Origin of the sequence: Pseudomonas donghuensis (assembly GCF_000259195.1) — a bacterium.
GTDB classification, from domain to species: Bacteria; Pseudomonadota; Gammaproteobacteria; order Pseudomonadales; family Pseudomonadaceae; genus Aquipseudomonas; species Aquipseudomonas donghuensis.
The window spans coordinates 206,240-228,599 of record NZ_JH650761.1; the positions used below are offsets into that span (position 1 = coordinate 206,240).

The 22,360-nt window shown below is 62.0% G+C and carries 20 protein-coding genes; 9 read left to right on the top strand and 11 right to left on the bottom strand.

What is annotated here, in order from left to right; all coding sequences use genetic code 11:
• Positions 1-6: 6 nt before the first annotated feature.
• From UW3_RS0110070 to gpmI, 4 genes are all read right to left on the bottom strand, one after another.
• A complete protein-coding gene (locus UW3_RS0110070) occupies positions 7-792 on the bottom strand; it encodes a divergent polysaccharide deacetylase family protein (RefSeq protein WP_010222280.1) in 786 nt (261 codons plus the stop codon).
• A 9-nt stretch (positions 793-801) separates the two neighbouring features.
• Positions 802-2,130 carry a S41 family peptidase gene (locus UW3_RS0110075; RefSeq protein WP_010222282.1) on the bottom strand — a complete coding sequence of 443 codons (1,329 nt, stop codon included), beginning with the start codon at positions 2,128-2,130 and terminating at the stop codon, positions 802-804.
• Between the two features lie 89 nt (positions 2,131-2,219).
• Positions 2,220-3,506: a murein hydrolase activator EnvC family protein gene (locus UW3_RS0110080; protein ID WP_010222283.1), complete on the bottom strand. Its 1,287-nt coding sequence runs from the start codon at positions 3,504-3,506 to the stop codon at positions 2,220-2,222.
• Between the two features lie 152 nt (positions 3,507-3,658).
• Positions 3,659-5,194 (bottom strand): 2,3-bisphosphoglycerate-independent phosphoglycerate mutase, encoded by a 1,536-nt coding sequence (gene gpmI / locus UW3_RS0110085; protein ID WP_010222285.1) that lies wholly within the window; start codon positions 5,192-5,194, stop codon positions 3,659-3,661.
• Positions 5,195-5,412: 218 nt separating this feature from the next.
• Between gpmI and UW3_RS0110090 the strand changes: the two genes are divergently transcribed.
• From UW3_RS0110090 to secB, 3 genes are read left to right on the top strand one after another with little or no spacing between them, the layout of a single operon-like run.
• On the top strand, positions 5,413-5,829 hold the full coding sequence (locus UW3_RS0110090; RefSeq protein WP_010222286.1) for a rhodanese-like domain-containing protein: 417 nt from the start codon (positions 5,413-5,415) through the stop codon (positions 5,827-5,829).
• Between the two features lies 1 nt (position 5,830).
• Entirely contained in the window at positions 5,831-6,085 is a 255-nt protein-coding gene (grxC, locus tag UW3_RS0110095) for a glutaredoxin 3 (protein ID WP_010222287.1), read from the top strand.
• Positions 6,086-6,125: 40 nt separating this feature from the next.
• Complete coding sequence (gene secB / locus UW3_RS0110100; RefSeq protein WP_010222288.1) at positions 6,126-6,617, top strand: protein-export chaperone SecB; 492 nt, start codon at positions 6,126-6,128, stop codon at positions 6,615-6,617.
• Between the two features lie 98 nt (positions 6,618-6,715).
• Here the strand turns inward: secB and UW3_RS0110105 are convergent, their stop codons facing one another.
• Positions 6,716-7,171: a tRNA (cytidine(34)-2'-O)-methyltransferase gene (locus UW3_RS0110105; protein ID WP_010222290.1), complete on the bottom strand. Its 456-nt coding sequence runs from the start codon at positions 7,169-7,171 to the stop codon at positions 6,716-6,718.
• Here UW3_RS0110105 and UW3_RS0110110 point away from each other — a divergent pair.
• Positions 7,170-7,607 carry a hypothetical protein gene (locus UW3_RS0110110; protein ID WP_010222292.1) on the top strand — a complete coding sequence of 146 codons (438 nt, stop codon included), beginning with the start codon at positions 7,170-7,172 and terminating at the stop codon, positions 7,605-7,607. The two genes, UW3_RS0110105 and UW3_RS0110110, sit on opposite strands and share 2 nt — an antisense overlap.
• A gap of 306 nt (positions 7,608-7,913) precedes the next feature.
• Here the strand turns inward: UW3_RS0110110 and ntrC are convergent, their stop codons facing one another.
• The 4 genes from ntrC to glnA form a co-directional block, all read right to left on the bottom strand.
• Positions 7,914-9,350 (bottom strand): nitrogen regulation protein NR(I), encoded by a 1,437-nt coding sequence (gene ntrC / locus UW3_RS0110115; protein ID WP_010222294.1) that lies wholly within the window; start codon positions 9,348-9,350, stop codon positions 7,914-7,916.
• Positions 9,347-10,432, bottom strand: a complete 1,086-nt coding sequence (glnL, locus tag UW3_RS0110120; RefSeq protein WP_010222296.1) for a nitrogen regulation protein NR(II) — start codon at positions 10,430-10,432, stop codon at positions 9,347-9,349. The genes ntrC and glnL overlap by 4 nt, the downstream gene beginning before the upstream one ends.
• A gap of 256 nt (positions 10,433-10,688) precedes the next feature.
• Complete coding sequence (locus UW3_RS28130) at positions 10,689-11,576, bottom strand: chorismate mutase (RefSeq protein WP_081492783.1); 888 nt, start codon at positions 11,574-11,576, stop codon at positions 10,689-10,691.
• Positions 11,577-11,720: 144 nt separating this feature from the next.
• On the bottom strand, positions 11,721-13,127 hold the full coding sequence (gene glnA, locus UW3_RS0110140) for a glutamate--ammonia ligase (RefSeq protein ID WP_010222298.1): 1,407 nt from the start codon (positions 13,125-13,127) through the stop codon (positions 11,721-11,723).
• 330 nt (positions 13,128-13,457) lie between these two features.
• On the opposite strand from glnA, the gene thiI reads away from it, so the two are divergent.
• Together thiI and typA are read left to right on the top strand one after the other, a co-directional pair.
• On the top strand, positions 13,458-14,912 hold the full coding sequence (gene thiI / locus UW3_RS0110145) for a tRNA uracil 4-sulfurtransferase ThiI (RefSeq protein ID WP_010222299.1): 1,455 nt from the start codon (positions 13,458-13,460) through the stop codon (positions 14,910-14,912).
• A 128-nt stretch (positions 14,913-15,040) separates the two neighbouring features.
• Complete coding sequence (gene typA, locus UW3_RS0110150) at positions 15,041-16,864, top strand: translational GTPase TypA (RefSeq protein ID WP_010222300.1); 1,824 nt, start codon at positions 15,041-15,043, stop codon at positions 16,862-16,864.
• 141 nt (positions 16,865-17,005) lie between these two features.
• Here the strand turns inward: typA and UW3_RS0110155 are convergent, their stop codons facing one another.
• Entirely contained in the window at positions 17,006-17,413 is a 408-nt protein-coding gene (locus UW3_RS0110155; protein WP_010222301.1) for a YkgJ family cysteine cluster protein, read from the bottom strand.
• A 199-nt stretch (positions 17,414-17,612) separates the two neighbouring features.
• Between UW3_RS0110155 and UW3_RS0110160 the strand changes: the two genes are divergently transcribed.
• The 3 genes from UW3_RS0110160 (at position 17,613) to UW3_RS0110170 (ending at position 21,818) form a co-directional block, all read left to right on the top strand.
• Positions 17,613-20,063 carry a glycogen/starch/alpha-glucan phosphorylase gene (locus tag UW3_RS0110160; RefSeq protein ID WP_010222302.1) on the top strand — a complete coding sequence of 817 codons (2,451 nt, stop codon included), beginning with the start codon at positions 17,613-17,615 and terminating at the stop codon, positions 20,061-20,063.
• A gap of 144 nt (positions 20,064-20,207) precedes the next feature.
• Complete coding sequence (locus tag UW3_RS0110165) at positions 20,208-21,218, top strand: class 1 fructose-bisphosphatase (RefSeq protein ID WP_010222303.1); 1,011 nt, start codon at positions 20,208-20,210, stop codon at positions 21,216-21,218.
• A gap of 3 nt (positions 21,219-21,221) precedes the next feature.
• The gene (locus UW3_RS0110170) at positions 21,222-21,818 is read left to right on the top strand and encodes a DUF924 family protein (protein WP_010222304.1); all 597 of its coding nucleotides are present in this window, start codon (positions 21,222-21,224) and stop codon (positions 21,816-21,818) included.
• A gap of 83 nt (positions 21,819-21,901) precedes the next feature.
• Here the strand turns inward: UW3_RS0110170 and UW3_RS29405 are convergent.
• Positions 21,902-22,360, bottom strand: a 459-nt coding sequence (locus UW3_RS29405; protein ID WP_010222305.1) for a methyl-accepting chemotaxis protein, incomplete at its 5' end; no start/stop codon positions are given.

Here is a 22,360-nt window from a genome sequence, read left to right on the forward strand (position 1 = left end):
GAAGGCTCACTGGGCCGCGCGAGCAGGGCTGTAAAAGCCCTGCTTGCCGTGAGCCGGCATCGCCCGGTTGCCGCGCTCGGCGATCATCTGCTGAATTTCTATCCACTCGACGCCCTGGGCCTTGAGCTTGGGCAGTTCGCGTTCGAGCACTTCCAGGGTCTGTGGATAAGGATGCCCGATCAGTACCGCCGTGCCTTGCTTGCGCGCCAGGGCGATGCCCTGTTGCAGCTGGCCGGCAATGGCTTCGGTGGTGCGCAGGTCATCGAGGAACACATCCCGCGACACGCTGGCCAGGCCGATGCTTTGTGCCGATTTGGCGGCCACCGTGGCGGCGCTGGTGCGGCTGTCGACGAAGAACAGGTCGCGGCGCTGCAATTCACCCATCAACCAGGCCATGGCCGCAGGCTCCGCGGTCATGCGGCTGCCCATGTGGTTGTTGATCCCGACGGCGTAGGGCACTTTGTCGAGCGCCGCGTTCAACCGCCGCTCAAGCTCCGGCAAGGGTGTACCGGGGTGCCAGGCGTAGGGGCCGGTGGCCGGGTCCATGGGCATGTGCAGGATCACCGTCTTGCCGGCGCGATGGGCCTGGCGGGCAAACGCTGTGGCATGCGGGGTATCGGGCATGATCGCCAGGGTCACCGGGCCGGGCAGGGCCAGGGCGCGTGAGTCGCGCGCAGGGTTCTGCCCCAGGTCGTCGATGATCAGTGTCAGGTAGGCCTTGCCCGGTTGAGTCGGCGCCGCCAGGGCGACACCGCTCATCAGGTACACCAGGGCCAACAGCAGGTAACGCATCAGCTGGCCTTATTTACCCTGGGTGATGCTCAGGCCCTTGAGCAGGCTCAGGGCCTGGCTGAGCTGGTAGTCATCATCCTGTGGGCGAGGCTTGGCGCCGCCGCCCTTACCCGACGGACGGTCGGCGCCGCCGTTGCCGTTGCCCAGGTGGCCCTGCAGGTCGGCTTCCTTGAAGTTTTCACCGTCCTGCTCGGCGGTAATCTTGGCGCGGCGCACCTCGATGTCCGGGACAATGCCCTGGGCCTGGATCGAACGGCCGTTGGGGGTGAAGTACAGCGCCGTGGTGATCTTCAGTGCGCGGTCGTTGTTCAGCGGCAGCACGGTTTGCACCGAGCCTTTGCCGAAGCTGTCGGTGCCCATCAGCACGCCACGCTTCTGGTCTTGCAGGGCGCCGGCGACAATTTCCGACGCCGAGGCACTGCCGCCGTTGATCAGCACCACCAATGGCACGCCTTCGCTGGCATCGGCCGGGTCGGCGGAGAAGCGCAGCTCGGAGTTGGCGATACGGCCCTTGGTGTAGACGATCAGGCCCTTGGTGAGGAAGTGGTCGGCCACTTCCACGGCCGATTGCAGGACGCCACCGGGGTTGTTGCGCAGGTCCAGGACCAGGCCGCGCATCTTCTTGCCGTTGTCCTTGCGCAGCTTGGCCAGCGCCTTGCCGACTTCTTCGCCGGTCTTGACCTGGAACTGGGTGATGCGGATGTAGCCGTAACCGTCTTCGAGCATCTGGCTCTTGACGCTCTTGACCTGGATGACCGCGCGGGCAAGGGTTACATCGAACGGGTTGCCGCCGTCGCGCACCAGGGTCAGGGTGATTTTCTCGCCGACCTTGCCGCGCATCTTGTCGACCGCTTCGGTCATGGTCTGGCCGCGGGTCGGCTGGCCGTTGATCTTGACGATCAGGTCGCCGGCTTCGATACCGGCGCGCGAGGCCGGGGTCTCGTCAATCGGCGAGACCACCTTGATGAAGCCGTCTTCCATGCCCACTTCGATGCCCAGGCCGCCGAACTCACCGCTGGTGCTCTCTTGCAGCTCGAGGAAATCTTCCGGGCCGAGGTAGGCCGAGTGCGGATCGAGGTTGCTGAGCATGCCCTTGATGGCGTTTTCCAGCAGGGTCTTGTCGTCTACCGGTTCGACATAGGCGGCCTTGATGCGGTCCATGACCTCGGCGAAGGTGCGCAGTTCTTCCAGTGGCAACGGTGCCTTGGATGACGATGCCGAGACGGTCGTCGCTGGAATCGCGGCGGGCTTGGCCGGCTCGGCCGCACGGGCCAGGGGCGCGCCGAGGACCATGGCGATGGTCAGGGCCAGCGAGGTGAGGCGAGGCGATTGCAGCATGTCGAACGAACTCCTGATCCTGGTAGCGCTCCGTAGAGCATCGGCGCAGCCCGAAGTTGCGCTACGCCGTCAAAAAGGGGGGGTGTTGCCTATCCCTGGGCACGGCACCATTGTGCGGGGTCGCTGGGGCGGCCCTGCTGGCGGATGGCAAAATACAGCCCTGAGCTGTCTTGGCCGCCACTGTTGCCGACGGTGGAGATGGCCTCACCGGCCTTGACCACGTCGCCGGCGCTCTTGAGCAGGCTCTGGTTATGGCCGTACAGGCTCAGGTAACCATTACCATGGTCGAGAATGACCAGAAGTCCAGCGCCGCGCAACCAGTCGGCAAATACCACCCGGCCGCCATGCACGGCGCGCACCTGGCTGCCAGGGGAGGCACTGATCATCACGCCGTCCCACTTGGCCCGCGAGTCATCGCCACGGGTTTCGCCAAAGCGGGCCAGCAATCGACCATTGACCGGCCATGGAAGTTTTCCCTGTGCGGCAGAAAAAGCACCACCGAAGGTTTCGCCGCTGCTGGAAACCAGTGGGCCAGGGATCGCCTTGGGCTTCTTCGGCGCCTCGCTGCTGTTGGCGGCCAGGGCTTCACGCTGGCGTTGCTTTTCCGCCTCCTGGGCGGCGAGCAGGGCCTTCTGCCGCGCTTCTTCGGCTTCGCGGGCCTGACGGGCGAGGGTTTCCTCGATGGTTTTGAGCACCTTGGTCAGGTCGGCCTGGTCCTGCTCGCGGGCCTGCAGCTTCTGGTCGCGGGCCTTGACGTCATTGTTGAGCTTGGCCAGCACCTCTTTACGTTCGGCGCGGACTTTCTCCAGCTCCTGGCGCTGGCTGTCGAGGGTGCCTTGCTGGGCCAGCAACTGGGCCTGCTGCAGGCTGATGTCCTTTTCGACGTTGGCCAACTGGCGCAGGGTCTCGTTGAAATTGCGCAACTGGCTCAGGCGCGCCTGGCTCAGGTAATCGTAATAGGTCAGGGTGCGGGCGAATTTTTCCGGGTTCTGCTGGTTGAGCAGCAGTTTCAGGTATTCCTCGCGGCCATTCTGGTAGGCCGAACGGGCCTGGATGGCGATCAGTCGTTGCTGTTCAATGCGGGCGCTCTGGAGTTTTTTTTTCTCGGTATCAAGGCGCTCCAGTTCGCCTTCGGTCTTTTTTAGTTCGAGTTGCAGGGCCTCCACCTGCTTTTCCAGCTTGCCGATGTCGGTTTCGGTCGAGCGCAGGTCTTTCTGCACGCCGGATTTTTCCTCCTGCAACTTGCCAAGCATCTTTTTCAGCTCGGCAATGTCCTGGCGCGTGGCGTCCAGTTGTTGCTGGGTTTGCGCGCGCTCATCGGCGAAGGCCGGGCTGAGCAGGCAAGACAGGGCGAGTACGATCAGGGCGCGAAACATGGGGTGGGCGGCACCAGGCATAGAGACTGGCCTAGTATGCCCGCCATGGCTTGCAAAAAAAACGGCTTTAGCGGCAAGCGGCAAGCTACAAGCGGCAAGAAAAACGGGTGAATGGGCTCTTTCTTGCGGCTTGTAGCTTGTCTTCAGCGGCTTTAGCCGTCGATCAGAATCGACGAGCCGGTCATTTCTGCCGGTTTTTCCAGGCCCAGCAGCTTGAGCATGGTGGGCGCCACGTCGGCCAGCACGCCGCCTTCGCGGACCTGCACTTTGCGCTTGCCAACATAGATGAACGGTACCGGCTCGGTGGTGTGCGCGGTGTGCGCCTGGCCGGTGCATTCGTCTTCCATTTGCTCGACGTTGCCGTGGTCGGCGGTGATCAGCGCTTCGCCGCCGACCTTGTCCAGCGCCTCGACGATGCGCCCGACGCACAGGTCCAGGGCTTCGACGGCCTTGACCGCAGCCTCGAACACGCCGCTGTGGCCGACCATGTCGCCGTTGGCGTAGTTGACCACGATCACGTCGTAACGCTGCTGCTCGATGGCTTCGACGATGCGATCGGTGACCTCCGGCGCGCTCATTTCCGGCTGCAGGTCATAGGTGGCGACCTTCGGCGACGGGATGAGGATGCGTTCTTCGCCTTCGAAGGGCTCTTCACGGCCACCGGAGAAGAAGAAGGTGACGTGGGCGTATTTCTCGGTTTCGGCGATGCGCAGCTGGGTCTTGCCGTTTTTCGCCAGGTATTCGCCGAGCACGTTGTCCAGGCTGCCCGGGGCGAATGCGGCCGGGGCCGGGATTTTTGCCGAGTACTGGGTCAGGCCGATGTAGGCGGCAAGCTTGGGCAGGCGCGCGCGTGGGAACTCGTTGAACTCAGGCTCGACGAACACTCGCGACAGCTCGCGGGCGCGGTCGGCGCGAAAGTTCATGAAGACCACTGCGTCGCCGTCTTCGACCTTGACCGCTTCGCCAATGCGCGTGGCCTTGACGAATTCGTCGCTTTCGTCGCGGGCGTAGGCCGCTTCGAGGCCGGCCAGGGCGCTGTCGGCGCTGAATTCGGCGTTGCTGTCGACGATCAGGTTATAGGCGGCCGATACGCGGTCCCAGCGGTTGTCGCGGTCCATGGCGTAGTAGCGGCCGATCAGGCTGGCGATGCGGCCCTTGCCGAGTTTGGCGAAGGTGGCGTCGAGCAGCTCGATCGACGATTGCGCGCTTTTGGGCGGCGTGTCGCGGCCGTCGAGGAAGGCGTGCAGGTAGATTTTTTCGGCACCGCGCTGGGCGGCAAGCTCGGCCATGGCCACCAGGTGGTCCTGGTGGCTGTGCACGCCGCCATCGGAAAGCAGGCCAAGGATATGCACGGCCTTGCCGGCGCCGACAGCCTTGTCGACTGCACCGCACAACACCGGGTTGTCGAAGAACTCGCCGTCCTTGATTGCCTTGGTCACCCGGGTGAAGTCCTGGTACACCACGCGGCCGGCGCCGAGGTTCATGTGGCCGACCTCGGAGTTACCCATTTGCCCGTCCGGCAGGCCGACATCCATGCCGGAACCGGAGATCAAGCCATGCGGCAGGGTAGCGCGCAGGCGATCGTAGACCGGCGTGTTGGCCGAGTAGATGGCGTTGTATTCGTGGCTTTCGCTGTGACCGAAACCATCCAGGATGATCAGGACCAAGGGTTTTGGCGTGCTCGTCATCAATCCCACACTCACGGTTGTTCAGATGATAAAGACACGCATTTTAGGGCAAATTTGCCACGAATGACGAATTAACCTTGCAGCCCCGCTGGCGCTGGCCGACGGGCTGTAGCGCGGCAATGAGAATTACTGGCGATAACCCTGCCCGGCGGGCTTTGGCCGACCTTGGGGGCTGTGTATACTGGCCAACATTTTTAATGGCCTGGAAACACCCTCCGATGGTTGCTCACCTGATTGAATTCGCAACAAATCACTATCTGCTGGTCGGTATCTTCGTCGTTCTGCTGGTTCTGCTGATCGTCACCGAAGCACGCAAGGGCGGCCGCAGCCTGAGCACTGGCGAGCTGACTGCACTGGTCAACGCCGACAAAGGCCTGGTGATCGACATCCGTTCGAGCAAGGACTACGCCGCCGGCCACATCGTTGGTGCCGTGAACATTCCCCAGGACAAGGTCGCCGCGCGCATCGGCGAGCTGGAAAAGCACAAGGCCAACAAGACCCTGATCATCGTCGACGCCATGGGCCAGCACGCCGGCACCACCGCGCGCGAGCTGCTCAAGGCCGGCTTCACCGCTGCCAAGCTGTCGGGCGGCGTGTCGAGCTGGAAGGCCGATAACCTGCCGCTGGTGAAGTGACATGAGCAACGTCATCGTCTACTCCAGCGATTACTGCCCTTACTGCTCGCGGGCCAAGCACCTGCTCGCCAGCAAAGGCGTGGCCTTCGAAGAGATCAAGGTCGATGGCAAGCCTCAGGTGCGCGCCGAAATGAGCCAGAAGGCCGGGCGTACCTCGGTGCCGCAGATCTGGATCGGCGCCACCCACGTCGGCGGTTGCGACGACCTGTATGCCCTGGAGCGCGCCGGCAAGCTCGACGCGCTGCTCAAGGCCTGAATCAGAAACCCATTAAAGACTCTGGAAAGAAGGATCTGTCATGACTGATCAACAGAACAACGACGCCGCAGCCGCAGCCGACGACAACACTCCGCAGTTCTCCCTGCAGCGCATCTACGTGCGCGACCTGTCGTTCGAAGCGCCAAAAAGCCCGGCGATCTTCCGTCAGCAGTGGGAGCCGAGCGTCGCCCTGGACCTGAACACCAAGCAAAAAGGCCTGGAAGGCGACTTCCACGAGGTTGTGCTGACCTTGTCGGTGACCGTGAAGAACGGCGAAGAAGTGGCCTTCATCGCTGAAGTGCAACAAGCCGGTATCTTCCTGATCAAGAACCTCGACCCGGCGTCGATGAGCCACACCCTGGGCGCCTTCTGCCCGAACATCCTGTTCCCGTACGCCCGTGAAGCGCTGGACAGCCTGGTGACCCGTGGTTCGTTCCCGGCACTGATGCTCTCGCCGGTCAACTTCGACGCACTGTACGCTCAGGAAATGCAACGCATGCAGGAAGCTGGCGAAGCCCCTTCGCTGCAATAAGCCTGTTGCGATGAAGCAAAAAGCGCCCCTCGGGGCGCTTTTTTCTTGGGGGTTATCGCGAACACTGTAGGAACGGGCTTGACCCGCGAAAGGATCTCTCAGGCAAAACCTTGCTGGCGCCACGCCTCGTACACCGTCACCGCCACCGTGTTGGACAGGTTCAGGCTGCGGCAGCCCGGACGCATCGGCAGGCGCAGGCGCTGCTCGGCGGGCAGGCTGTCCAGTACCTCGGCGGGAAGGCCACGGCTTTCCGGGCCGAACAGGAAGGCGTCACCCGGCTGGAAAGCGGTTTCGTGGTAAGGGTGCGATGCTTTCGTGGTGAACGCGAACAGCCGCGGCTGGCCTAGGCTTTCCAGGCAGCTGGGCAGGTCTGCATGGCGCTTGAGCGTGGCATACTCATGGTAGTCCAGACCGGCCCGGCGCAAGCGCTTGTCGTCCAGCTCGAAGCCGATCGGCTCGATCAGGTGCAGGTGGCAGCCGCTGTTGGCGCACAGTCTGATGATGTTGCCGGTATTCGGCGGAATCTCTGGTTGAAAGAGGATGACGTGAAACATGCACGGCTCCGAACATAAAGATGGCGAGCATTCTACTCCTGAACCGGACCCGCGTTCGCAGCTCTGGCCGCGCGTGCTGTTTTCCCTGGCACTGTTCGGCATGCTGGTGGGGCTGATGATCGGTCGCCTGACCGCGCCCGAGCCACGCGTGCTGGAGCAGGTCGAGGTGGTCGAGGCGGGCTTGAACCTGTGGTTCAACGAGGAACCCAAACTGCACGGCGAAGAGGTCGAAGGCACCCTGGCCCTGCTGTTCGAGGCCGAGGGCAAGGCTGCGCGTGGTCAGTTGCAGTTGCAGGGTAAGCCTGTGAGCTGGCGGGTGCAGAGCAGTGATGCTGGCTTGCTCGTGACCCTGGTCGCGGCCCGCCCCCTGCACGGCGAATGGGCCGGTGCAGAGGAGGGCGGACGCTGGCGGGTGCAGGTGAAGCTGCGCGAATAAAAGAGGGGATTCCCCGGCCTGCCTGTACCAAGGTCCCCAAAACTGGAAGTACTGATACTAGTGCAGGGTGTGTGCCAGTTTTGTTGCAGTGCGCAAAATGGTGGGTTTTGAGGGGGTAGGCAGGGTTTTGCCGGGGATTTGTGCCTTCAGGCGGTGCACCGATAGCGGCGTCGGTGCATCAATGGGGCAAATTGCAATCTTGTGGGAGCTGGCTTGCCAGCGATGAGGTCAATGCAGTCTGTGCATTCTCTACAGACCGGATGCGACCGCTTCGCGCTCGATCGCTGGCAAGCCAGCTCCCACAGGTCAGGCCTCGTCGTCACCGTCCTCATCGCCGCCATCGACCTTCATCCCCAACTCCTTGATCTTGCGCGTCAGGGTGTTGCGGCCCCAGCCCAGTAGCACCGCGGCATCGCGGCGGCGGCCAGCGGTGTGCTTGAGCGCAGTCTCGATCATGATCCGCTCGAAGCTCGGCACGGCGCTGTCGAGCAGGCTTGACTGGCCACGGGCCAGGGCCTGGTCGGCCCACTGGCGCAAGGCTTGTTCCCAGTTGGTTACCGGCGCTGTGTCTTGCGGCAGGTTGAGCAGCTCCGGCGGCAGGTCGCCGATATGCACTTCACGCCCCGAGGCCATCACCGTGATCCAGCGGCAGGTGTTCTCCAGCTGACGCACGTTGCCCGGCCACGGCAGGTTGCGGATGAACTCCTCGGTCTCGGCCTTGAGCAACTTGGGCTCCACCGCCAGCTCCTGGGCGGCGCGGCCGAGGAAGTGCCTGGCCAGGGTCGGGATATCCTCGCGACGATCGGCCAGGCGCGGGATGTGGATGCGGATCACGTTCAGACGGTGAAACAGGTCTTCACGAAACTTGCCGGCTAGCACCAGGGTTTCCAGGTTCTGGTGGGTGGCGGCAATGATTCGCACATCGACCTTGACCGGCACATGCCCGCCCACCCGGTAGAACTCGCCATCGGCCAGCACCCGCAGCAGGCGGGTCTGGGTGTCGGCCGGCATGTCGCCGATCTCGTCGAGGAACAGGGTGCCGCCATCGGCCTGCTCGAAGCGGCCGCGGCGCAGGTTGGCGGCGCCGGTGAAGGCGCCTTTCTCGTGGCCGAACAGCTCCGACTCCATCAGGTCCTTGGGAATCGCCGCCATGTTCAAGGCGATGAACGGCGATGCCGCCCGCGGGCTGTGGCGGTGCAAGGCGTGGGCGACCAGCTCTTTACCGGTGCCGGACTCGCCATTGATCAGCACGGTGATATTGGAATGGCTCAGGCGGCCAATGGCGCGGAACACCTCCTGCATCGCCGGCGCTTCGCCGATGATCTCCGGGGTGCGGGTCAGGCTCGGTGCCACGTCCAGGCCCTGTTGCTCCTGGGCGTGCTGGTTGGCGCGCTTGACCAGCGATACCGCCTCGTCGACGTCGAACGGCTTGGGCAGGTACTCAAAGGCACCGCCCTGATAGGACGCCACCGCGCTGTCCAGGTCGGAATGGGCGGTCATGATGATCACCGGCAGGCGCGGGTGCTGCTCGCGAATCTGCGCGAGCAAGTCCAGGCCGCTGGCGCCGGGCATGCGGATGTCGGAAATGATTACGTCCGGCTGCTGCCGGGCCAGGCGGCTCATGACCCCGTCGGCGCTGTCGAAGCTCTGGGTGGTCATGCCTTCCTGTTGCAGGGCTTTTTCCAGCACCCAGCGGATGGAACGATCATCGTCGACGATCCAGACAGTTTCACTTCGGCTCATGAGGCGGTGGCTCCTTGTTCCAGCGGCAGGAAGATCGAGAAGGTGGTGTGGCCAGGGTGGCTGTCACACTCGATCAGGCCCTGGTGCTGGCTGATGATGTTCTGGGTAATGGCCAGGCCCAGCCCGGTACCGTCCGGGCGACCGCTGACCATGGGGTAGAAGATGGTTTCCTGCAGTTCGGCAGGAATGCCGGGGCCGTTGTCGATGATCTCGATCCTGGCCACCAGGCGATGACGGGTGTGGCCGATGGTGAACTGGCGCATGGCCCGGCTGCGCAGGCTGATGCGGCCCAGGCGCAGCTCGTTCTGGCCGCTGATGGCCTGCATGGCGTTGCGCACGATGTTGAGCACCGCCTGGATCATCTGCTCGCGGTCGATCAGCACGTCCGGCAGGCTCGGGTCGTAGTCGCGCACCAGGGTGATACCGCCCTGGCTTTCGGCTTCGACCAGGCTGCAGACCCGCTCCAGCACCTCATGGATGTTGGTCAGGGCCAGCGATGGCAGCTTGTTCGAGCCGAGCATACGGTCGACCAGGTTGCGCAGGCGATCGGCCTCTTCAATGATCACATTGGTGTAATCCTTCAGGCCATCTTCGGGCAGTTCGCGGGCCAGCAGCTGGGCGGCGCCGCGGATACCGCCGAGGGGGTTCTTGATTTCGTGAGCCAGGCCGCGCACCAGCATCTTGGTGGTTTCCTGCTTGGACAGCTGGGCCTCTTCCTTGGTGATGCGCAGCAAGCGGTCGCGCGGGTGCACCTCAAGCAGCAGCAGGGTCGCGCCCTTGCTGAGGATCGGGGTCACCGCGTAGTCGACGGTCTGGGTCTGGCCGGTCAGCGAGGTCAGTTGGGCTTCACGCTTGGTGAAGGGGTGTGCGTGTTCCACCGCCTGGCGCAGGGAATTCAGCGCTTCGGGCGATTCGGTGAACAGTTCGCTGATGAATTGCCCATGGCTGCGCTGGCCACTGATGGCCAGGAGCATTTCCGCCGCCGGGTTCATGTACTCAAGACGCAGGTCGGCGTCGAGCAGGATGGTGGCGGTGGTCAGGTTGTCCAGTAGCAGTCGGTGCAGTGCATCGCTGATGGTCATGGGGCGTCGTTGACCTCTTTTGGCTCATACAACCTCGGCCTGGGCCCAAGTCGCGGTCGCTGGTAATCCGCTGGTACAAAGAAAATGCAAAAAGCAAACCAAGGCTCCGAAAAGAAGCGGAATTTCCGGATTAAGACCTGTATTTGCGCGAAAAATGGCTAAAAAGTCCTGAGTTAGCACTTTTCATGAACCAAAATGGGCTGAGTTGCTCAGGTGCAGGCAATTGCATGCACCAATATAGAGCATAGTGGAAGGTTTACTGCGACGAGCATAAATGCGTGGTGGCGCGGATCAGGGCCAGGGACTGCTGCGGATCTTTGCCCAGTTGACCGATGGCCTGGGCGAGGGTTGCCTGGCATTGCGCCGGGCGGTTGCGATCAAACTCTGCCAGTTGGCTCAGCAGTGTGCGTTGCAGGCGATCCAGTTGCGGGCGCAATTGGCTGCCCAGATCGACTCGTGGCGTTTGTGGTGCGCTGCCTGCGGCATGCCAGCGCGACAGTGCGCGGTACTGGAGCAGCTTGTTGGCTTCGATCTGGTCGGCGAAGAACACGGCTGCCCGGTGCTCGTCCACACCAAAGCGCAGGGCCTGGCTCCGGGCATTGGCGATGACCTGCTGCTCACGCTCGGGCGCTTCTACAGGCTGGCCCGAGTCCCATTTGTTCAGGGCAACGGCTTGGGCGATGTGCAGTCGTTGGTCGATGCTGTCGAGCAGTGACGTCAGCGGTTTGGATGATATCGCGGGGCGGGAGAGCGGCACGCCGGAGCTGCCTGCATAAAAAACGATCAACTCGGCCGCTTGTGTGCCTGTGCGCCCACGATGCACGCCATCGACTATCTCGGCCAAGGCGTCTGCGGCCTTGATGCGCACCTGCTTGCCGCTGTCGCGGGTTTCTACCAGCAGTTCACCTGCGAGCAGGTAGCCGGCGTTGGGCATTGGATGGCTGTGCCAGTCGAGCGTTGTTTCAGGCGGGATGCGGATCTTCACCAGGGTCAGTTCCGGCGGGCCGTCGGGGTAGTTTGGGTACTGGCTGCCATCCCAGGCGTTGCTGGTGCGCAGCAGCACCTGTGATTCGACCTGTGCTGGCGGGGTGCTGCAGCCTGTCAGCAAGGCGAACAGGGGGAGAGTGATAAGGGTGCGGATCATGATGGGCTCGGGCGTGGTTTGCTGAGCCAGCATGGTCGAGGTCAGGGGGTTGACCTATCGGGAGCGTCTGAAGAATGTGTATGAAAAAGGCCTCCCGAAGGAGGCCTTTTTTCAAGCTACGCCGCTTGCGCGAGCGTCACTGGCTTAGCAGCTGTAGTACAGCTCGTATTCCAGTGGGTGTACGAAGGTGCGGACCTTGATTTCTTCTTCGCTTTTCAGCGCGATGTAGGCATCGATGAAGTCGTCGGAGAACACGCCGCCCTTGGTCAGGAACGCACGGCCCTTGTCCAGCTCTTCCAGGGCTTCTTTCAGGCTGCCGCAGACCTGCGGGATCTCTTTCGCCTCTTCAGGCGGCAGGTCGTACAGGTTCTTGTCGGCGGCATCGCCTGGGTGGATCTTGTTCTGGATACCGTCCAGACCGGCCATCATCAGTGCCGCAAAGCACAGGTACGGGTTGGCAGCCGGATCCGGGAAGCGCGCTTCGATACGGCGGGCTTTCGGGCTGGAAACGTACGGGATACGGATCGAGGCCGAACGGTTGCGGGCCGAGTAGGCCAGCATGACCGGTGCTTCGAAGCCTGGCACCAGACGCTTGTAGGAGTTGGTGGCCGGGTTGGTGAAGCCGTTCAGGGCCTTACCGTGCTTGATGATACCGCCGATGAAGTACAGGGCGGTGTCGGACAGGCCGGCATAGCCTTCGCCGGAGAAGGTGTTCTTGCCATCTTTGGAGATGGACATGTGCACGTGCATGCCCGAGCCGTTGTCGCCGTACAGCGGCTTCGGCATGAAGGTCGCGGTGCGGCCGTAGGCGTCGGCAACGTTGTGTACGCAGTACTTGAGGGTTTGAACTTCGTCAGCCTTCTTCACCAGGGTGTTGAACTGCACGCCGATTTCGTTCTGGCCGGCAGTTGCCACTTCGTGGTGGTGTACTTCGATGACCAGGCCCATTTCTTCCATGGCGTTGCACATGGCAGTACGGATTTCGTGGTCGTGGTCGAACGGAGGTACTGGGAAGTAGCCGCCTTTGACGCCTGGACGGTGGCCCTTGTTGCCGCCTTCGACGTCCTGGTCGGACATCCACGAGCCTTGCTCGGAGTAGATCTTGAACATCGAGCCGGAAATGTCGGACTTGAACTTCACTTCGTCGAAGATGAAGAACTCAGGCTCTGGGCCGACGAACACGGTGTCACCGATACCGGTAGTCTTCAGGTACTCTTCGGCGCGGCGGGCGATGGCGCGTGGGTCGCGGTCATAGCCTTGCATGGTCGACGGTTCGATGATGTCGCAGACCAGGATCAGGGTCGGCTCTTCGGTGAACGGGTCGAGCACGGCGGAGGCGTCGTCCGGCATCAGGATCATGTCGGAAGCTTCGATGCCTTTCCAGCCAGCGATGGAGGAACCGTCGAACATCTTGCCGGCTTCGAAGAAATCTTCATCCAGCGCATCACGAGCTGGCATGGTCACGTGGTGCTGAGTGCCTTTGGTGTCAGTGAAGCGCAGATCAATCCATTTAACGTCATGATCTTTGATGAGTTGAACCGACTTCGACATAGTGTCCTCCGGGTGGGGTAGAGCTTGCCTGTGCAGCCCTTTAATTTGGGTGATGCCGGGCGCGAATAGTCGGCCAAGGCAACCTGCCTCACAAGGGAGCAAATTGCATGCCAGTGCCCCGAGTTGGGATTTTTGCCCCAAACCCAAGCGTTTTCGACCGATTTCGCAAATGCACGGCTTTTTTCTGCACTTTAAAGATGCGCTAATCGAGCATGGCGCACCATTTTGGCGCACAGAAAACCTTCTGTACAAAAGTTGCTCAAAGCTTGAGCAATTTCCGCTATAATCCGCGCCCCACTTTTTTAGTCGGCACCTCGCGCGCTGTTTTTCATGAAACTAATCGTAAAAGTCTTCCCAGAGATCACCATCAAGAGCCGGCCGGTTCGCAAGCGCTTCATCCGTCAACTGGCCCGCAACATCCGCACCGTGCTCAAGGACCTCGATCCTGCGCTCGCGGTTAACGGTGTCTGGGATAACCTCGAAGTGATCACTCACATCGAGGACGAGAAAGTCCTGCGCGAAATGACCGAGCGTCTGACCTGCATGCCGGGCATCGCCCACTTCCTGCAGGTCGACGAATACCCGCTGGGTGATTTCGACGACATCGTCGCCAAGTGCAAGCAGCACTTCGGTCACCTGCTGGCCGGCAAGCGCTTTGCCGTACGCTGCAAGCGCGGCGGCCACCACGATTTCAGCTCGATGGACGTCGACCGTTATGTCGGCAGCCAGCTGCGCCAGCAGTGCGGCGCCGCCGGTATCGACCTGCGTACACCGGAAGTCGAGGTGCGCATCGAGGTGCGCGACAAGCGCCTGTACGTCATTCACAACCAGCACAAAGGCATCGGCGGTTATCCGTTGGGCGCGCTGGAGCAGACCCTGGTGCTGATGTCCGGTGGCTTCGACTCCACCGTCGCCGCCTACCAGATGATGCGCCGTGGCCTGATGACCCACTTCTGCTTCTTCAACCTCGGCGGCCGTGCCCACGAGTTGGGGGTGATGGAAGTCGCCCACTACCTGTGGAAGAAGTACGGCAGCAGCCAGCGCGTGCTGTTCGTCAGCGTGCCGTTCGAAGAAGTGGTCGGCGAGATCCTCGGCAAGGTCGACAACAGCTACATGGGCGTGACCCTCAAGCGCATGATGCTGCGCGCGGCGACCAACATCGCCGACCGTCTGGAAATCGACGCCCTGGTGACCGGTGAAGCCATCTCCCAGGTGTCGAGCCAGACCTTGCCGAACCTCGCGGTGATCGATTCGGCCACCGAGAAACTGGTGTTGCGCCCCTTGCTCGCCAGCCACAAGCAGGACATCATCGACCAGGCCCAGCAGATCGGCACCGCCGAGTTCGCCAAGCACATGCCTGAATACTGCGGCGTGATCTCGGTGAACCCGACCACCTGCGCCAAGCGTCATCGCCTCGACCATGAAGAGAAGCAGTTCGACATGGCGGTGCTTGAGCGCGCCCTGGAACGCGCCCGGCTGATCTCCATCGACCACGTGATCGATGAACTCAGCGAAGATATCCAGATCGAAGAAGTCAGCCAGGCGCTGGCCGGGCAGGTGGTGATCGACATTCGTCACCCTGATGCCCAGGAAGACCAGCCCCTGGAACTGGACGGCATCGAGGTCAAGGCCTTGCCGTTCTACGCCCTGAACAGTCGCTTCAAGGAGCTGGATGCCACGCGCCAGTACCTGCTGTATTGCGACAAGGGAGTAATGAGTCGCCTGCATGCCCATCATCTGCTCAGTGAGGGACATGCCAATGTGCGCGTTTATCGTCCGACATAAGACGCCGGGGCTATATGGCGGGAGCATCCGCCATCGCCCTCCCGACCACCGGGCCGTTTGAGCGCCATTCATTCATATTCGCCGCCTAGACTGGGCGGCAACCCGAATCCTCTGATCGAGATACACACGTGATCGAAAATCTGCGTAACATCGCCATCATCGCCCACGTTGACCATGGTAAAACCACCCTGGTCGACAAACTCCTGCGTCAGTCCGGCACCCTGGAGCGTAACGAGCTCAACGACGAGCGCGTCATGGACTCCAACGACCAGGAAAAAGAGCGCGGTATTACCATTCTGGCGAAAAACACCGCCATCAACTGGAACGGCTACCACATCAACATCGTCGACACCCCCGGCCACGCCGACTTCGGTGGCGAGGTTGAGCGTGTAATGTCGATGGTTGACTCGGTGCTGCTGCTGGTCGACGCCCAGGACGGCCCTATGCCGCAAACCCGTTTCGTGACCAAGAAGGCTTTCGAAGCCGGCCTGCGTCCAATCGTGGTGATCAACAAGGTCGACCGTCCAGGCGCGCGTCCTGACTGGGTTCTGGACCAGATCTTCGACCTGTTCGACAACCTCGGTGCCACCGAAGAACAGCTGGACTTCAAAGTCGTCTACGCCTCGGCCCTGAACGGTATTGCCGGTCTGGACCACACCGAAATGGCCGAAGACATGACCCCGCTGTACCAGTCGATCGTCGACAACGTACCGGCGCCGGCTGTTGACCGTGACGGCCCGTTCCAGATGCAGATCTCGGCACTGGACTACAACAGCTTCCTCGGTGTTATCGGCGTTGGCCGTATCGCCCGTGGCCGCGTCAAGCCGAACACCCCGGTTGTCGCCATCGACACCGACGGCAAGAAGCGCAACGGCCGTATCCTCAAGCTGATGGGTCACCACGGTCTGCACCGCGTTGACGTCGAAGAAGCCCAGGCTGGCGACATCGTCTGCATCAGCGGTTTCGACGAGCTGTTCATCTCCGACACCCTGTGCTCCCCGGACGCAGTTGAAGCGATGAAGCCGCTGACCGTTGACGAGCCAACCGTTTCGATGACCTTCCAGGTCAACGACTCGCCGTTCTGCGGTAAAGAAGGCAAGTTCGTGACTTCCCGCAACATCAAGGAACGTCTGGACAAAGAGCTGCTGTACAACGTTGCACTGCGCGTTGAAGAAGGCGACTCGGCTGATAAGTTCAAGGTATCCGGCCGTGGTGAGCTGCACCTGTCGGTTCTGATCGAAACCATGCGTCGCGAAGGCTTCGAAATGGGTGTTGGTCGTCCGGAAGTGATCATCCGTGAAGTCGACGGTGCCAAGCACGAGCCGTTCGAGAACGTCACCATCGACATCCCTGAAGATTCCCAGGGCAAGGTCATGGAAGAAATGGGTCTGCGTAAAGGCGACCTGACCAACATGGTTCCGGATGGCAAGGGCCGTGTACGCCTGGAATACAACATTCCAGCCCGTGGTCTGATCGGTTTCCGTAACCAGTTCCTGACCCTGACCAACGGTGCAGGCATCCTGACCTCGATCTTCGACCGTTACGCTCCGATGAAGTCCGGCCACATGTCCGGCCGTCAGAACGGTGTACTGGTTTCGGTCGAGACCGGCAAGGCCCTGACCTACTCCCTGGAAACCCTGCAGGCGCGCGGCAAGCTGTTCGTCGAGCACGGCCAGGAGATCTACAACGGTCAGATCGTTGGTCTGAACAGCCGTGACAACGACCTGGGCGTCAACCCTACCAAGGGCAAGAAGCTCGACAACATGCGTGCTTCGGGTAAAGACGAAACCATCGCCCTGGTTCCACCTGTTCGCTTCACCCTGGAACAGGCTCTGGAGTTCATCCAGGACGACGAGCTGTGCGAAGTCACGCCTAAGTCGATCCGTCTGCGCAAGAAGATCCTCGACGAAGGCGAGCGTACCCGCGCTGCCAAGAAAGCCAAGGCTAACTAAGCTCGGCTGAAATAAAAAAACGCCCCCGGCCGCAAGGCCGGGGGCGTTTTTGTTTGCCTGGAGAAAAATCAATCGCGGGTCAAGCCCGCTCCTACAGGGCAATGCACAATCCTGTAGGAGCGGGCTTGACCCGCGATGCTTTTAGCGGCGCGCCGCTGGCTTGGGAATGTACGCGCAATAACCCGGCCGCGGGCCGATCCGTGGATGGTTGCGACAGGTGTCCGGGCGTGTGTCATAAATGGTGCACAGGCGGCTCTTACGATCCAGGTACAGGCAGTCGTCGTTGCTCATCTGCGCCAGGGTGAAAATTCCCGACTTCTGGTTGAAGCGCTGGATGATCCCGTCTTTCTGCAAACGCTTGGCAATGTTCTTCGGCGGCTCGCCCCCCCCGAACTCATCCACTACGCCCATGCGGATCAAGTCTTTGATTTTCACTTCCGTCGGCAAGGTGCAGCAGGTCGAGTTGCAGCCTCCGCACATATGGCTTTGGTACTTCTGCCAGGTTTCCAGGCGGTCGACTTCGGCGGCGGCAATCAGGGTCGGTTTCATCAGGTTCTGGTTTTAGATGTTCGGGTGGGCGCGCGATCATACCGGAGTTGGTCAAAATGTGAACAGCCATTTGCCGGTTGCGCCCGCCATCGCCGCTGTTTTTACGCAGAAACTCCCGAACCTGCGCTTCCGCTCTGTGTCGAACGGTCTAGGCTGAGAAATCTCCATCCGCATTCGTCAACTTGCCCGAGGACATCGCATGTCTCAGGAACCGCTCGCTCGTGACGCAGAGGTGGCCGCTTTTCGCACCGCTGTGCTGGATAAATTGACCTACGCGGTCGGCAAGGACCCGGAGCACGCCTTCGATCACGACTGGTTCGAAGCCATTGCCCTGGCTGCCCGGGATCACATGGTCGATCACTGGATGGACCACACCCGGCAGATCTACCGCAAAAGCCAGAAGCGGGTGTATTACCTGTCGCTGGAATTTCTCATCGGCCGCCTGCTGTACGACAGTTTGAGCAACCTGGGCCTGCTGGATGTCGCCCGTGAGGCGCTGGACGGGCTGAACGTCGACCTTGAGCGCATCCGCCTGCTGGAACCCGATGCGGCCCTGGGCAACGGTGGCCTGGGGCGCCTGGCGGCCTGTTTCATGGAGAGCATGTCGACCCTCGGCATCGCCGCCCACGGTTACGGCATTCGTTACGAGCACGGCCTGTTCCGCCAGGCGGTGGTCGATGGCTGGCAGCAGGAGCAGACCGAGAACTGGCTGGACTTCGGCAACCCCTGGGAATTCGAGCGTGCCGAGGTGATCTACCCGATCAGCTTCGGTGGTAGCGTCGAAACCGTGCACGACGCCGGTGGCCAGCAGCGCCAGGTATGGTGGCCGGCCGAGACCGTGCGGGCGGTGGCCTACGACACGCCGGTGGTCGGCTGGCGCGGCGCCAGCGTCAACACCCTGCGCTTGTGGCGGGCGCGGGCGCTGGAAGAGCTGCACCTGGAGCGTTTCAATGCCGGTGACCACCTGGGCGCCGTCGCCGAAGTAGCGCGGGCTGAAAGTATCTCGCGGGTGCTGTACCCGGCCGACAGTACCGAGGCCGGCCAGGAACTGCGCCTGCGCCAGGAGTATTTCTTCGTCTCGGCCTCGCTGCAGGACCTGCTGCGCCGTCACCTGAACATGCACGACAGCCTACTCAACCTGCCGCAGCAGGCGGCGATCCAGCTCAACGACACCCATCCTTCGATCGCCGTCGCCGAGCTGATGCGCCTATTGGTCGACCAGCACGAAGTGCCTTGGGACACGGCCTGGCAGCTGACCGTCGAGACCCTGGCCTACACCAACCACACATTGCTGCCCGAAGCCCTGGAAACCTGGCCGGTGGGCCTGATGGAGCGCATGCTGCCGCGGCACATGCAGATCATCTACCTGATCAACGCCTTTCATATCGACGCCTTGCGCGCCAAGGGCATCCACGATTTCGACGTGCTGCGCGCGGTGTCGCTGATCGAGGAAGACAACGGTCGCCGGGTGCGCATGGGCAACCTGGCGTTCCTTGGCTCGCACAGCGTCAACGGCGTGTCGGCGCTGCACAGCAAGCTGATGCGCAGCACGGTATTCGCCGAGCTGCACAAGCTCTACCCGGAGCGAATCAACAACAAGACCAACGGCATTACCTTCCGTCGCTGGCTGTTCCAGACCAACCCGCAGCTGACCGGCATGCTGGTCGAGGCGCTGGGCGCCGACGTGCTCGATGACCCGCAAGGGCGTCTGCGCGACCTTGATCCCTTCGCCGACAAAGCGTCGTTCTGCAAGCAATTCGCCGCCCAGCGCCTGCACAGCAAGAAGGCCCTGGCCAGCTTGATCCAGGAGCGCCTTGGCATCACCCTCAATCCCGAGGCGATGTTCGATGTGCAGGTCAAACGGATCCATGAGTACAAGCGCCAGTTGCTCAACCTGCTGCACACGGTGGCCCTGTACCAGGCCATCCGCGCCGAGCCTGGCACCGGCTGGGCGCCACGGGTGAAGATATTCGCCGGCAAGGCGGCGGCCAGCTATCACCAGGCCAAGCTGATCATCAAGCTGGCCAACGACATCGCCAAGGTGGTCAACAACGACCCGACCGTGCGCGGCCTGCTCAAGGTGGTGTTTTTGCCCAACTACAACGTCAGCCTGGCCGAGAGCATCATCCCGGCGGCCGATCTCTCCGAGCAGATTTCCACCGCCGGGTATGAGGCGTCCGGCACCAGCAATATGAAGTTCGGCCTTAACGGTGCGCTGACCATCGGCACCCTGGACGGGGCCAATGTCGAGATGTGCGAGCAGGTCGGCGTTGAGAACATGTTCATCTTCGGCCTGACCTCCCAGCAGGTGGAGGCGCGCAAGCGCAGCGGCGACTTTGGCGCCAGTGCGGCGATCGGCGCCTCTCATCGGCTCAACGACGTGCTTCAGGCCATTCGCGGCGGGGTGTTTTCACCTGATGACCCGGGTCGCTATGTCGGTCTGGTCGACTCGCTGGTGGCCTATGACCGCTTCCTGGTGTGCGCCGATTTCGACGCTTACTGGGACGCGCAATTACGCGTCGAAGCGCTCTGGCGCGAACCCAGGCAGTGGTGGCGCATGGCGGTGCTCAACACCGCGCGCATGGGCTGGTTCTCCTCGGACCGGACCATCCGCGAGTACGCCACTGACATCTGGAGAGCGCTTGGCTAAGCTGCAAAGGTCGGCCCGGGGGTGGTGAACTCTCGGGCCGATGTGCCGTCTGATCGGCCAGGCGTGTCTGATTGCTCGCTAGCGCTTCACTCTCCCTGTAAACTGCGTGGGTTTTTATTACCCCCCCTTCCTTCGGAGCCTTACATGTCCCGCGTTACCCTGAGTCGCTATTTGATTGAGCAGACCCGCAGCAACAGTACCCCTGCCGATCTGCGCTTCCTGATCGAAGTGGTGGCGCGTGCGTGCAAGGAAATCAGCCACAACGTCTCCAAAGGCGCGCTGGGTGGTGTTCTGGGCAGCATGGGCACTGAAAACGTGCAGGGCGAAGTCCAGAAGAAACTGGACGTGATCTCCAACGACATCCTGCTCGAAGCCAACGAGTGGGGCGGTCACCTGGCCGGCATGGCCTCCGAAGAGATGGACAACGCCTACCAGATCCCGGGCAAGTACCCGAAAGGTGCCTACCTGCTGGTATTCGACCCGCTGGACGGTTCGTCGAACATCGACGTCAACGTTTCGGTCGGTACCATCTTCTCGGTACTGCGCTGCCCGAACGAATACCTGAGCCAGAACGAAAGCCTCAACGAGCAGGCCTTCCTGCAGCCGGGTACCAAGCAGGTTGCCGCCGGTTACGCGATCTACGGCCCGCAGACCATGCTGATCCTGACCCTGGGCAACGGCGTCAAGGGCTTCACCCTGGACCGCGAGCTGGGCAGCTTCGTGCTGACCCACGAGAACATCCAGGTGCCGGAAACCACCGCCGAGTTCGCCATCAACATGTCCAACCAGCGCCACTGGGAAGCGCCGGTGACCCGTTACGTGGGCGAGCTGCTGGCCGGTGAGACCGGTCCGTTGAAAAAGAACTACAACATGCGCTGGATCGCCTCGATGGTTGCCGATGTGCACCGCATCCTCACCCGTGGCGGCCTGTTCATGTACCCGCGCGATGCGCGCGAGCCGTCCAAGCCGGGCAAGCTGCGCCTGATGTACGAAGCCAACCCGATGTCCTTCATCATCGAACAGGCCGGCGGTGCTTCCACCGACGGTCACCAGCGCATCCTCGACATCCAGCCGGATAGCCTGCACCAGCGCGTGGCAGTGTTCCTCGGCTCCAAGCAGGAAGTCGAGCGCGTTACCGGTTATCACAAGGAGTAAATCATGCTCGCACCTTGGCAGCCGTTACTGGAGTGGTGGTTTGGCTGGGGCACCAGCCCCCAGGCCGTGGCTGACGAGAAGAGCACGCTGTGGTTCGGCAAGCACCATGATGCTGAGGCGCAGGCGCTGTTCGGCGATTTGATGGAGCACGCCCTGGCCGGTGGCCTGGATGAGTGGCAGCAATGCCCTCAGGGCTGGTTGGGGCTGGTGTTGCTGCTCGACCAGTTGCCGCGCATGATCCACCGCGATACGCCGCGGGCCTTCGATGGCGACCGGCGAGCGCAGGTGGTGGTGATGCAGGGCTTGCAGAAGAACTGGGATTACCAGCTGCTGCCGATCCAGCGGGTGTTCATCCTGCTGGTGCTGGAGCATGCCGAGGTACTGGATTGGCAGAACATCAGCGTCGAGCGTTACCAGTGGCTGCTCGAGGCCCAGCCGGATGCCGATCGGCGTTTGTTCGAAGGTTTTCTCGACTACGCCGAGCAGCATCAGCGGGTGATTGCCCGCTTTGGCCGCTTCCCGCATCGCAATTTGCTGCTGGGCCGGCCGAGCACCGACGAAGAGATGGATTTTCTGCTGGAGCCAGGCTCGAGGTTTTGAGCTGAATCTATCGCTGGCAAGCCAGCTCCCATAGAGATTTGCATTGCCTGTGGGAGCTGGCCTGACCTGCGATTAGCTGTAGATCAGATCCTGAAACTCCCCACCAGCTGCTTCAAGCGATTGGCCTGATTCTCCAGGTCATTGCAGGCGCGCAAGGTTGCCTGCAGGTTCTCTACCCCTTCCTGATTCAGCGTATTGATCTCGGTAATGTCGACATTGATCGACTCGACCACGGCGGTCTGCTCTTCGGTGGCGGTGGCCACCGACTGGTTCATGCCGTCGATCTCGCCGATGCGCTGGGTCACGCTGCCCAGCCGCTCACCGGCCTGGTTGGCGATGCCGACGCTGTGCTGGCTGTGGCTCTGGCTTTCGGTCATGGTGCTGACCGCCACCTGGGCGCCGGCCTGCAGCTCTTCAATGATGCGCTGAACCTGCTGCGCCGAATCCTGGGTGCGGTGGGCGAGGTTGCGGACCTCGTCCGCCACCACGGCAAATCCACGCCCGGCTTCACCGGCGCGGGCCGCTTCAATGGCGGCGGTGAG